The organism is Alteromonas gilva, assembly GCF_028595265.1.
Taxonomy (GTDB): domain Bacteria; phylum Pseudomonadota; class Gammaproteobacteria; order Enterobacterales; family Alteromonadaceae; genus Alteromonas; species Alteromonas gilva.
In genome coordinates, this window is the sequence record NZ_JAQQXP010000002.1 from 582,465 (window position 1) to 595,809 (window position 13,345).

Genomic DNA, 13,345 nt, shown 5'->3' on the forward strand with positions numbered 1-13,345 from the left:
AATCAAAATCAATTAACGCAGCGTCAATTAACGAAAAATGACTTGGTTTACTTGGTTTTCTAACAACTCCTGGCTGCCGGAAGCTTGCTTCGGATCAAGCTGTTTCTCGGTAGCAAAGCTTGCCAGCGACTCCAGCGAGTAACCACCGCTCAGAATCTTTTCGCCAAGTTCCTTGTTCCAACCTGCATAGCGCTTGGCTTTAGCGTCAGCAATGAAGTCGTTTTCGATCATCGCTGCGGCTTTTTTCAGGCCTAATGCACAGGTGTCCATACCGCCAATGTGGCCATGGAATAAATCTGCTGCATCAATACTCTGACGACGTAACTTGGTGTCAAAATTAAAGCCACCGGAGGTATAACCGCCGTTTTTCAAAATTTCATAACAAATTAATGTCATTTCTTCTACGCTGTTAGGGAACTGATCTGTATCCCAGCCTAACTGCGCGTCACCGCGGTTAGCGTCAATTGAACCAAACACGTCCAACGCAAACGCCGTGGCAATTTCGTGATGGAACGAATGACCTGAAAGTGTGGCGTGGTTTGCTTCGATGTTTACTGCAAACTCCTTTTCCAGACCGTATTCTTTTAGAAACCCGTAAACAGTCGCAGTATCATAATCATACTGATGTTTGGTTGGCTCTTGTGGCTTTGGCTCAATTAACAGCAGCCCATCAAAGCCAATTTTGTACTTGTGCTCAACAACCATGTTCATGAAGCGGCCTAACTGAGCGCGCTCACGCTTAAGGTCGGTGTTCAGCAAGGTTTCATACCCTTCGCGCCCGCCCCATAGTACATAGTTTGCGCCACCAAGCTTTTTGGTTGCATTCATCGCATGAAAAACCTGCGTCGCAGCGCGGGCAAAAATCTCTGGATCCGGGTTCGTAGAAGCGCCAGACATATAGCGCGGGTGGCTAAACACGTTAGCCGTGCCCCATAGCAATTTCATGCCGGTTTCTTCTTGTTTTGCACCAAGAATGTCGGTCATTTCGCCAAAGTTACGAATGTAATCATTAATGGTGTCGCCTTCAGGCGCTACATCAATATCATGAAAGCAGTAAAAAGGGGCGCCCAGTTTGCGGAAAAATTCAAAGGCAACATCTGCTTTTTGCTTGGCGCGCTCCATCGCATCGCCTGGCTTCAGCCAGGGGCGGTCGAAAGTGCTGCCGCCAAATACGTCCGCACCATCCCAGCAGAAGTTATGCCAGTAACATGAAGCAAAGCGCAGGTGCTCTTCCATGGTTTTTCCTAACACCACTTCTTTGGGGTTATAGTGTTTAAATGCTAGTGGGTTCGTCGACTCAGCGCCTTCATATTGAATTGGGCTGATGTCCTGAAAATAGTCCGCCATTGTTAACTCCTGATTGGGCCGAGTGGCCCGTTATTTAATGTTGCTAATACTGTGCAATCGTGGCTACTTCGACAATTATGTAAATTTCATCGAGTCTTGTGTTTTTTGTTAAATTTGTATTTTTTGTTAAAAATGTGAATGAAGTGAGAAATACAACTCGCGAAACTGCTGACGTCGTTGCGCATAATAGTCCTTAAGCGCACTATTTGGGGCATAGCTGGCCACCAGTTCCGGTACCGGGCATATGTCACTGACAGGGGTGTTCGGCGATACGCCCATTTGCGCCAGGCGCGCTGCGCCAAGGGCTGGTCCTACATCGCCACTTTTGCGGAAGTTCATATCAATACCGCTGACATCGGCAAGTAACTGACGCCAGTAAGTGCTTTTAACACCGCCACCGATAAGGCTGATGCCGTCTACCTTAATGCCGCATCCATGCACGGCGTCTATGCCGTCTGCCAGTGCCATGGAGACACCCTGAACAACCGCTTGCGCCATGTGGGCTCGGGTCGTGGCGGCAGTGAGGCCGAAAAATCCAGCTTTAGCATTGGGGTTGTTATGAGGCGTGCGTTCACCGGTTAAATAAGGTAAAAAATAGGGCGTGTTAGGATCATCCGGTTGGGTATTGGTCACCACGTCATCAAATAACGCGCCCACATCGGCGTAGCCGGAGTTTTTAGCGAACCAATCCAGGCAACTGGCTGCACTTAACATTACCGACATGAGATGCCAGCGATCGGGCACGGCATGACAAAAACTGTGTACAGCAGATTCAGGATCGCTACGGTAATCTTTCGTTACCGCAAAATAGACCCCCGATGTGCCCAGCGATAACATCGCCTGACCCGCGTCAACAATACCACAGCCTACGGCCCCCGCCGCGTTATCACCTGCGCCGGCCACAACGGGCACTGCTTTCATGCCCCATCTGGCTGCTGCCTCGGTGGTCAGGTGGCCGGTAATCTCATTACCTTCGTACAGTTTCGGCATATGTGCTTCACTTAAACCACACGCCAGCAGCATGGATTTACTCCAGCATCGCTCACCGGTGTTGAGCCAACTGGTGCCCGCTGAGTCAGACATATCCGACGCAAATTCGCCGGTTAATTTATATCGCAGAAAGTCTTTTGGCAGTAATACTTTGTCAATTTGCTTAAAGATATGCGGCTCATGCTCTTTTACCCACAGCAGTTTTGGCGCAGTAAAACCGGGCATTACCAGGTTGCCCGTGATGGCCCGCGAACTCGCAACCGTGGCTTCCAACGATTTACACTGAGCTTCGCTACGGCCGTCATTCCATAGTATGGCCGGACGTAGTACCTGCCCTGTCTTATCTAACAACGTAGCTCCGTGCATTTGGCCTGCCAGACCAATCGCTTTGACCGGAGCTAAGTCGTTACGTTTTTTCAGTGAATCCAAAGTGTCGCAAGTTGCTGCCCACCAATCATTTGGATCTTGTTCAGACCAAAGCGCTTGTGGCATCGAAACTGATAACGAAGATGAGGCGGAGTCAACCACATTGCCGCTTTCATCGGTCAATATGGTTTTGACACCTGAGGTGCCAAGATCAATACCAATATACATATATACTCTCATGAGAAATTTTATGGGCTTATGCTGATTGCGAAATCATGAAATCGCAATTATGAAAATTTGTTATTTTTTTGTTAATTCAAGTACGATGTATTAGTATGGCTCCAAAGAATAAAAATCGTAAAAAAAAGTTACTTAATTTTAAAGTGTGTGGTCACCAGATGTACTGATTTGCGCTAAGCATACATCGCAACGGGCACAAAAGGGTTACGCGGAGCAGTTCATGTTTGAAAATAAACACAGTATTACACTTTTATTCAATGCCAATAAAATTTATGACAGACGCATTATTGCCGGTGTAGGTGAATACCTGCAAACATCCAAAGTTGACTGGGATTTATACCTCGAAGAAGATTTCATGGCACGCTTGGATCACCTCGATGAATGGAGCGGTGACGGAATTATTGCCGACTATGATAATCCGGAAATTCAGGCCGCGCTGCACAAAGCGAAAGTACCGGTAGTGGGGATTGGTGGCTCATATGAAAACACCGAGGAGTACCCGGATGTCCCTTATGTTGCCACTGATAATTATGCCCTGGTGCAGGCAGCCTTTGAGCACCTGCGTCAAAAAGGTATCCAGCGTTTTGCGTTTTATGGTGCGCCGGTGGATGAACATCATCGCTGGGCTCAGCAGCGCGAGAACGCGGTACTGGAGATAACCCGCGAACAAGGCTATGACTGTCATGTTTATCGTGGTCATCCGGTACGTCCTGAAACCTGGCAATATACCACTAAGCGTTTGGCGGACTGGTTACGCAGTTTGCCGACCCCAATCGGCATTATTGCTGTAACAGACTCGCGGGCCCGGCATTTATTACAGGTATGCGATCACATCGGTATGTTAATTCCAGACCGGATGTCGGTTATCGGTATCGATGATGATGAGCTGGCCCGCTACCTGAGCCGGGTGAGTTTAAGCTCGGTACGTCAGGGCTGTTTTGAAATGGGCGTTCAGGCGGCAAAAACATTGCATAGAATGTTAAAGGGGCATAATCAACCCCGTAAGCCGGTGCTGATTCCGCCCGAGTGTGTTGCAGAACGTCAGTCTACTGACTTTAAAGCTATCAGCGATCCACACGTGATGCAGGCGATGCATTACATTCGTCAAAATGCATGTCGTGGCATAAAAGTCGATCAGGTGCTCGATTATGTGGGGGTATCACGTTCAAATCTGGAGCATCGCTTCAAAGAAGAGCGCGGACACAGTATCCATACCGAAATACACAACGAAAAATTGGGGCGGGCATGTAAGATGCTCGAAAACAGCGATGAAGCTACCGCCCATATAGCCAAAATTTGCGGCTATCCTTCGTTACAGTATATGTATGCGGTATTCAAAAAGCACTTTGACCAAACGCCTAAGGAGTATCGTGATGCTAAACGAGATAAAGACGAGCCCGGCTTTTCACTCAAAGTATCCTGAAAGGCAATCAGTCACGCCAGGGATAAACCTGACAGCTAGCCGAAACGGCCCGTAAGTTCCTATCACAGCAGCGACCGCTTAGTCCGTGTAGTGATAGGAACAAGCCAGTCATTCCTTCATTGAGTGGTTGTTTACAAATACTTCACAAAAAACGCAAATCTGATTGGGGTTTTTCATAACGGCACCGCGTTGAAGCCGGCCAAGCTTTAACGTTAAATGCATGCATGTTTAAACACAGAGAATGTTTATGAAACAGCGTGTTATATTTTCATCGATAGTTGCCGGGTTATGTTTATTGGGCTGTCAGTCCCAGTCAGAGTTGCCGTTGTACAATGAGAGCGATAAATCACAGGTCACCTTCGACTGGTTTGAGTATTCAACACCCAATAATCGTCCTGCTGCTCCCCCCGGTGAGTTTGCCAATCCCGTACTGCCCGGGTTTTACCCCGACCCATCGATAACTAAAAAGGGTGATAATTACTATCTCACCACTTCATCATTCAGCTATACGCCAGGCTTGCCTATTCTGCGTAGTAGTAATCTTACCGACTGGACGCTGATTGGTTACGCGCTGGACCGCGAAGACCAAATGCAGTTTGCCGGAGCAGGGATTTCGCGCGGTATTTTTGCTCCAACCATTCGTTATCACGACGGTCTGTTTTATATCATTACTACCTCAGTAGACAATGGTGGCAATTTTATTATCACCGCGTCAGATCCGACCGGTCCCTGGTCTGAGCCTGTTTGGTTGCCTGAGGTGGGTGGAATCGATCCGGATATCTTCTTTGACGACGATGGTCGTGTGTATATTACGCACAATGAGGCGCCCCCGGGAGAGCCGCTTTATGACGGACATCGTGCTATTTGGATGTGGGAGTACGATCCTGAAACTCAGAAGGTGCTCCCGGATAGTCGCCAATTATTGGTAAACGGTGGTGTGGATCTTAGTAAGCAACCGATTTGGATTGAGGCGCCACACATCTATAAAATCAATGGCTGGTATTATCTGTCGTGCGCTGAGGGCGGTACCGGACCGCAGCATTCACAAGTGGTATTTCGCAGTCGTTCGCTGGATAAGCCCTTTGTACCTTATGAAAATAACCCTATCCTTACTCAGCGTGACTTAAGCTACCCTCGACCCAATCCTGTGGATACGGCCGGGCATGCCGATTTTATCCAAACCGATGCCGGTGAATGGTGGGCCGTATTTTTAGGCACCCGTCCATATGCCAATTACCTGTATAATACGGGGCGTGATACCTTTTTGTTACCCGTAGAGTGGCGCAATGAATGGCCGCACATCCTGCCGCCTGAAACACCTATCGCCCCTACAATTAAAAGACCGGCGGGCACGCAAAAACAGCCAGGCACCGACTTTTATGACTGGTCTGACAGTTTTGATGGCAACGCGTTAAGCCTTCGCTGGCAGGCGCCGCGTGAGTTTGACCGGCGTTGGGCAAGCATTGAAAACGGAGCACTAACACTCTCACCACTGGCAAACCCGCTGTATAGCAGAGCCAAAGTCAGTTATCTGGGAACACATCAGGCAGCCGCTTCTTTTGCCGCCAGTACTGAGTTAACAATGGCGGCCGATTCAACAACAACGGCCGGACTTGCTGCGTTCCAAAGTGCCGATTATCACTATTTCCTGGGGCTACGCCCAGTGAATGGTCGTTATCAGGCGTTTGTTGAGCAGGTGGTTGACGGTCAGGTGTCAGTGGTCGCAGAGCAAAACCTGGCAGTGGCATTGGGCCAGCCCGTCACAATTAAGATTCACGGTGAAGGCGCGGCCATTGAATTTGCTGTAAAACAAGGCGATGACTGGCTGGCAATTGGCGAGCCACAGGATGCGACCTGGTTAAGTACTCAAAAAGCAGGTGGTTTTGTGGGCACTACTATTGGTATGCATGCCAGACAATAAAGGTAGCAAAAAATGTTGAAATTCTTAGCCAGCGCAGCGTTGTTATGCGCAAGCTTTATCGTCAGTGCCAGTGGTTATGTCACCCATATCGGGCAACCAGGTGATCTGACACTGGCAGATACCAATAAGCGGCAAACGGCGACGATTTGGGTTGATGCGCAGGCCAATACCGGCATTAAAATGGCTGCCAGGTCGCTCCAGCAGGATATTGCCCGGGTTACCGGGTTAACCCCGGTCTTGACCTCTGACATTAGTGATCTGGCAGGGCAGGTGGTTATTGTGGGTGAGCGGGGGCACTCAGCGTTGGTTGACCGGTTAATTGATGCTGATAAGCTCGCGGTAATGGCCGGGTCAGATAAATGGGAGGGCTACCAGCTCAACCATATTACAAACCCGCTGCCCGGCGTTGAACAGGCCTGGGTGATCAGTGGCTACGATCGGCGCGGGGTGATTTTTGGCATTTATGACCTGAGTGAAAAAATCGGCGTATCGCCCTGGCATTGGTGGGCGGATGTGCCGGTACAGAATCACGAAAAGCTGTTTATCAGGGCCGGTACGGCATTAAGTGATGCACCTAAAGTAAAGTACCGGGGCATTTTCCTGAATGACGAAGCGCCAGCACTGACGGGTATGGTGCATGAACAATTCGGTGGCTACAATGCGCAATTTTATCAGCATGTGTTTGAGCTGCTGCTGCGTTTAAAGGCTAACTTTTTGTGGCCGGCGATGTGGAATAACGCGTTTGCTGATGACGATCCACAAAATATGTACCTGGCTAACGACATGGGTATTGTGATGAGCACATCTCATCACGAGCCCATGATGCGCGCCGACAAAGAGTGGAACCGCTATGGCAAGGGGGCCTGGGAGTATTCTACTAACCCTGAAGAGCTGTATAAGTTTTGGGTAGAAGGTGCCAAACGCTATAAGGATAAAGAGGGGATTTTTACGCTGGGTATGCGCGGTCAGGCAGACACGCCCATGAGCGAAGGCGAAAATATCGGCCTGCTTGAGAAAATCGTCCACGACCAGCGCGAAATACTATCTGACGTAATGGATAAACCACTCAGTGAAGTACCGCAGGTGTGGGCATTGTACAAAGAGGTTCAGGGGTTTTACGAGCGGGGCATGCGGGTACCGGATGATGTGACCTTATTGTGGGCCGATGATAATGCCGGTAACGTGCGGCGCCTGCCTACCCAAACAGAGCGAGAGCGCAGTGGTGGCGCCGGGGTATATTACCACTTTGACTATGTGGGCGGTCCACGCTCCTATCGTTGGATCAATACTGTGCCACTTGGCAAAGTGTGGGAGCAGATGAACCTGTCGTGGGAATATGGCGCAGATCAAATCTGGATTACCAATGTGGGTGATTTAAAGCCAATGGAGTTGCCGATCAGTTTCTTTTTGGCCCAGGCCTGGGATCCGGAGCGTTTTGATGCGCAATCACCCGCGCGGTTTACCCATCAATGGGCGTCACAACAGTTTAACGGTCAGTATACTAACGAAATCACCTCGTTACTCAATACTTATACGTTGCAAAATGGCCGCCGCAAACCCGAATCCTTAAGTCCTGATACGTTTAGTGTTTTTAACTATCACGAAGCAAAACGGATAAGCCTGACCCTGGCAGAGGCCGCTGATTTGGCCGAGTCAGTTTATCAGCAAATTGATAGCGAATATCAGGATGCGTTTTTCCAGTTGGTAGCCCATCCGGTATGGGCTACTCAGGCGGTGTTTGAACTGAATCACAGCCAGGCACTGAATGCCCTTTATGCCGGGCAAGACAGGGCAACAACCTCAGCCATGGCCGCTAAGGTCAATGCCTGGTTTGAACGTGATGCGGCGCTGACCAGGCAATACCACAGCATTCAGGACGGCAAGTGGAATCACATGATGTCACAACCCCATATTGGCTATGTGCACTGGAACAATCCGCCCGCCAATATCCCGCCCGTCGTGCATACCAAGGCACTGGCTGAACCGGCGGTGGCGAATATGGGGGTTGCAGTGGAAGGCAGCGCTGCCTACTGGCCGGCTTCGGATGAGCTGGCGTTACCAACGTTTACACCATTTGGTGAGGCGGAGCGTACGCTGACTGTCTATAACCGCCAGGCTAAACCGTTTGACTGGACAGCAACAGTGTCTCAGCCCTGGGTTATTTTGTCGGCAGAGCAGGGCACCGTCACTGGGGATACCAATGTGGCAGTTGCCATCGACTGGTCGCAGTTGAAAACCGGTCATCATACAGCAACTATCAATGTCAAAGGCACCGGCTGGGGGGGCGCCAACGTCCGGGTGCTGGCACACAAACCGGAAATTACCCAGCGCCCGGCCGCCGGCGATTTTCTTGAAGCTGATGGCTACGTCGCGATCAACGCCAGTAATGGGGTGGTGACATCCAATGCTACAGGCAGTTGGCAGAAAGTCGCTTTGCACGGGCGTACCGGCGCAGCAATGCAAGCTGCATTGCCGCCCTATACCAGCCTGAAGCCTGCTGAGGCGCCGGCACTTGAGTTTCCGGTGTTCTTTACCTCAACCGGTGAGTTTCCGGTCAGCTTGCAGCTATCGCCATCGCTGCCGTTTGACAGCACAACCGGAATTAAAGTGGCAGTTGAACTGGACGGCAGGCATGTGGCGACACTTGCGCTGCCATCTCAGAAAGATAAACAGGCCTGGGCCGATGGTGTGATGGATAACATTAAACATCTCACTACATCTATTGAGGTAGAGACAAGCGGCCGTCACAGTTTGTCAGTAAAGGCATTAACACCTGGCGCGGTGCTGCAACGCATAATCATTGATACCGGTGGTTTAAAACCCAGTTACATGGGGCCTTTGGAGCGGCGCAAATAGTGTCGCTCTAATCGGTATGATTTACGCTCATCTGTAAGCAAACATCCCGGCCCGTATGGGCTGGGATGTTTGCTCTTAAAACTTGACCTGTTCACCTTCGTTTAAGATATACAGCGGCGTGTCTGATGCCAGTCGTTCTTTCATAGTAAGCAGGCGAAACAGCGCTGAATGGGATGTTTTATCGCCCATTTGCCAACTATAGTTGCCATACCCCCATGGCACCATCACTTTGCATCTGAGCTCTGTGGCGGCGGTAAGGGCGTCCTCTGGCGTGGTGTGCACCTGTCGATACCAGTCAGGGGATTCCTCGCTAAAATACGAGGCGATGGGAATTAAACACACATCAATACTGCCAAACCTGTCGGCGATTTGTTTAAAGTGCGGCGAGTAGCCGGTGTCGCCAGCAAAATACAGTGTGTTGCCGTCTTTTTCCAATAACCAGCCGCCCCATAGTGTGGTGTTTTCGTCTTCGTATAAATAGGGCACGACGATACGATTACTGAAATGGTGAGCCGGCACAAAGTGCGCGGTAACATCCCCTATTGTTTTACTGGCATACCAGGCCATTTCAGCTATTTTAAAACCACCCTTCGGAAAATGCGCGGCAAACCCCAGTGGCGTTAAAAACCGGGTGTTGCGAGCAAAGGCGTCGATGTCGCTTTTGTTGAAGTGATCGTAATGAATATGAGAGTACATCACTGCATCGGTTTGCCAGAATAAATCATCTGCAGGCTGTGCGGGCTCCCTTCGGTTGAAGCCGGCGGCAAGACGAAATGCCCAGTTAACCGGCCAGTCAAACTGACCAAATACCGGATCGAACAAAAACTGCTGGCCGCTTTCTGTATTGATTTGAAACGATGCGTGGCCTATCCATTTCACTGTAAAACCTGCGTTGATGCTCAGTTCCGGGTTATCCCCGGTATAAGTACAGTCTTGCATGTGAGCATGACAGGCAATGTTTTTCTGTGGTTGGTAGCAGTCTTCGTTACAAGTCACCGGGTAATCGGTATTTCTGGCAAATAAATTAACAAAGCGATCTTCATAGCCTTGCACCTTAGAATACCGCAGAACGTTTGCGTCCGGGGTAATTTGTTGGACAGTGTTATTCACACTGCATGCGTTTAAACATAGCGCTAAGAGGAGCATGACGCGTTTCAAGGGGATTCCTTACCATTCATTCTAAGTTATCGGCGGCTAGCGGCTGACGATGGCAGAAGTTTACCAGCAAGCGGCGACGTAACGAAGTGAGTGGCGATCGCAAATGTGTAACTAAACATATCTCAGGTGATGTCGTTACTGATGAGCTCTCAGGTAAAAAAAAGCCAGCGCACAAGCGCTGGCAATTTCTGTCTGTAGTTATTGTTATAGTGCGGGAGTCGGTAAGCTAGCCCTGCATTTGTTCGAGTTCTTTGCCTTTGGTCTCGTTGATAAACTTGATCACGAAGATCACCGATAGGCAAGCAAAGATCGCATAGATGCCATAAGCACCACCCAGGCCAATACCTGCGAGCAGAATTGGGAAGCTAATAGTGATTAAGAAGTTTGACGACCACTGAACCAAGCCACTGACGGCTAAACCTGAACCACGAATTTGGTTAGGGAACATTTCGCCAAGCATTACCCACATTACCGGGCCCCAGGACATATTAAAGAAGAACACGTACAGGTTAGCAGCAACCAATGCCGTGGTTCCCCAGTCGCCCAGAATAAGCTTGCCATCAGGACCTTGTGAGGCGTTTAAGAATGCTACCACCATGGTGCCAAGCGTAATCGTCATGCCGATAGAGCCCCACTTAAGCAGCGGCTTACGGCCAATTTTATCGATCACCAGCAGAGTCAGAATACAGGCAGCAATACTGATCGCACCGCTTAAAACGTTGATCAGCAATGCGTCGGCTTCAGAAAAACCCACGGCCTGCCACAGCACAGCACCGTAATAAAATACCACGTTGATTCCAACCAACTGCTGAAAAGCTGCCAGACCCAAACCTACCCACACAATAGGGCGAACCTTAGTGGTCGTTTTGTCGATGAGATCGCGAAGCTGTGGCGGATGATCATCAGCCAGTGAATGCTCTATTTCGGCTAATTTCTTAGCAGCAGCACCTTCGCCAAGCAACCGGGCTAACACTTTCTCTGCTTTGGCAGATTTATTGTTAGACACCAAAAAGCGCGGGCTTTCAGGAATAAACCACAGCATCACAAAGAAAAGCGTGGCCGGAATGAGCTCAATCCAGAACATCCAGCGCCATGCTTCATAGTTTAACCATAACTCATTGGTTGAACCCTGAGCTTGTCCTGCCAGCATGTAGTTACTTAAAAATGCAGCGAACAAGCCACTGATAATAGCAATTTGCTGAATACTGGTGAGCATGCCGCGATAGCGGGCTGGCGATACCTCAGAAATATAGGCAGGTGCCATTACAGAGGCAGCACCAACAGCCAGGCCACCTAATATGCGGTAGATAACAAACTCAAACGATGATGTTGCTACCCCTGAGCCCCAGGCACTGATTATAAACAACACCGATGCCACAATTAGCAGCGCGCGGCGCCCGTATTTGTCGGCGAAGCGTCCGGCAAAGAACGCACCTACCGCACAGCCAAGCAGCATGCTCGATACGTTAAAGCCGGTGCCGGCGCTTTCAGAATTAAACGCCTGCTGCAGACCATCCACGGTTCCGTTAATCACGCCGCTGTCAAAGCCAAAAAGAAATCCGCCAATGGTGGCTACGATACTGATGAAAATGACAAAACCGATATTTTCACCCGATGGCGCTTCAGCGGTATTTGACGTTGTTGCTGATTCAAGCATTACTTCTGCTCCAGGTAGGGATCGATGGTGACAATAGTGCCATCCGGATTATAAGTAAGTTCGGTCATTTTCACGCTACGCAGGTGAGTTTGGCCGCCGGATAGTGAGCTATCGTGATAGAACAGATACCATTTCCCTTTAAATTTGGCGATAGAGTGATGGTTAGTCCACCCTAACACAGGCTCGAGTATGACGCCCTGATAGGTAAAAGGTCCGTAAGGGTTGTCGCCCGTGGCATACACGATTTTATGTGTGTCACCAGTCGAGTAAGAAAAATAGTAGGTACCTTCGTACTTGTGCACCCACGCAGCTTCAAAGAAACGACGATCATTATCACCTTGTAAAATCGGTGTGCCATCTTTGTCGAGTAGTTCAATTTCTTTTGGTGTTTCGGCGAATGACAGCATGTCGTCAGCCATTTTCGCTATGCGTGGTTTTACTGCAGGCGCATCGTCTGGCGGATATACGTCTTCAGGGTTGTAGGTGCCGCCTTCGTAACGTTGTAACTGACCGCCCCAGATACCGCCGAAATACATGTAGTACTCGCCGTCGTCATCTTTATACACCGCCGGATCCATGCTGTAGCTGCCAGCAATTGGTTCAGGCTCAGGTGTAAACGGGCCTTCAGGTACGTCACTGACTGCTGCACCGATGTGGAACACATCGTTTTTGTCTTTCAACGGGAAGTATAAGTAATACTTTCCGTCTTTCTCTGCGGCATCCGGCGCCCAGAGCTGGCGGCCTGCCCACGGAATGTCGTCAACTGACAGCGCCACACCATGATCGGTAACTTCGCCACCTACGTCATCCATGCTCAGAATATGGTAATCGCGCATATCAAAATGATCGCCATTGTCATTTTGTGGGATACCTGACTCCACATCGTGTGAGGGGTAGATATACAATCGATCGTTAAACACATGAGCCGAAGGATCAGCCGTGTAAATGTGCTCTACTAACGGTTCGGCCAGGCCACTTTTTACAATCTGGCTTGGCCCGCTTTGAGCAGTTTTGGGTGATTGAGGACTTTCGACTTCAACTTTTTGTTGTTGTTCCGGCTGACACGCTGTAAGCACCATGGCTGACAACAACGCAGAAAAGGTCAGTGAATATTTAGGTTGAAACGTCACAATACGCTCCCGGTCGGTTAATAAAATTCAGGGCCAAATAATGCAGTGAGTAAAATCAATCAGCAATGTTAATCAGCGGTGAAACGATAAAAAGATAAAGGGGTATCGAATAACATAAATTTTACAGTTATGTTTATTTGCGGAGAAGGGCTTATCAGCAAATAGTTTGGAGGTTGTTGTTTATTATTACTTTTATTGATTTTATCAGATTTGGTGATGAATCTTGGTGGGTAAAAAAAACATTGCTGGAATGTGAA

8 protein-coding genes are annotated in these 13,345 nt (G+C 49.4%); 3 read left to right on the forward strand and 5 right to left on the reverse strand.

The genetic code is table 11. The annotated features are described in order from the left end of the window. Positions 1 to 27 precede the first annotated feature (27 nt). Together xylA and xylB are read right to left on the reverse strand one after the other, a co-directional pair. Positions 28 to 1,347, reverse strand: a complete 1,320-nt coding sequence (xylA, locus tag OIK42_RS16210; protein ID WP_273642108.1) for a xylose isomerase — start codon at positions 1,345 to 1,347, stop codon at positions 28 to 30. A 126-nt stretch (positions 1,348 to 1,473) separates the two neighbouring features. Then, positions 1,474 to 2,931: a xylulokinase gene (gene xylB / locus OIK42_RS16215; protein ID WP_273642109.1), complete on the reverse strand. Its 1,458-nt coding sequence runs from the start codon at positions 2,929 to 2,931 to the stop codon at positions 1,474 to 1,476. A 232-nt stretch (positions 2,932 to 3,163) separates the two neighbouring features. Here xylB and OIK42_RS16220 point away from each other — a divergent pair, with 232 nt between their 5' ends. The 3 genes from OIK42_RS16220 (at position 3,164) to OIK42_RS16230 (ending at position 9,143) form a co-directional block, all read left to right on the forward strand. Next, the gene (locus OIK42_RS16220; protein ID WP_273642110.1) at positions 3,164 to 4,366 is read left to right on the forward strand and encodes a XylR family transcriptional regulator; all 1,203 of its coding nucleotides are present in this window, start codon (positions 3,164 to 3,166) and stop codon (positions 4,364 to 4,366) included. Between the two features lie 247 nt (positions 4,367 to 4,613). Continuing rightward, positions 4,614 to 6,287 carry a glycoside hydrolase family 43 protein gene (locus tag OIK42_RS16225; protein ID WP_273642111.1) on the forward strand — a complete coding sequence of 558 codons (1,674 nt, stop codon included), beginning with the start codon at positions 4,614 to 4,616 and terminating at the stop codon, positions 6,285 to 6,287. Positions 6,288 to 6,299: 12 nt separating this feature from the next. Then, positions 6,300 to 9,143, forward strand: coding sequence for a glycosyl hydrolase 115 family protein (locus OIK42_RS16230; protein ID WP_273642112.1), 2,844 nt, complete (start codon positions 6,300 to 6,302; stop codon positions 9,141 to 9,143). Between the two features lie 75 nt (positions 9,144 to 9,218). On the opposite strand, the gene OIK42_RS16235 is transcribed toward OIK42_RS16230, so the two are convergent. From OIK42_RS16235 to OIK42_RS16245, 3 genes are all read right to left on the reverse strand, one after another. Next, entirely contained in the window at positions 9,219 to 10,289 is a 1,071-nt protein-coding gene (locus OIK42_RS16235; protein ID WP_374211877.1) for an MBL fold metallo-hydrolase, read from the reverse strand. A gap of 238 nt (positions 10,290 to 10,527) precedes the next feature. Continuing rightward, positions 10,528 to 11,958, reverse strand: coding sequence for a sugar porter family MFS transporter (locus OIK42_RS16240; RefSeq protein WP_273642114.1), 1,431 nt, complete (start codon positions 11,956 to 11,958; stop codon positions 10,528 to 10,530). Continuing rightward, on the reverse strand, positions 11,958 to 13,037 hold the full coding sequence (locus OIK42_RS16245) for a glycoside hydrolase family 43 protein (protein ID WP_374211878.1): 1,080 nt from the start codon (positions 13,035 to 13,037) through the stop codon (positions 11,958 to 11,960). The genes OIK42_RS16240 and OIK42_RS16245 overlap by 1 nt, the downstream gene beginning before the upstream one ends. Positions 13,038 to 13,345 lie beyond the last annotated feature (308 nt).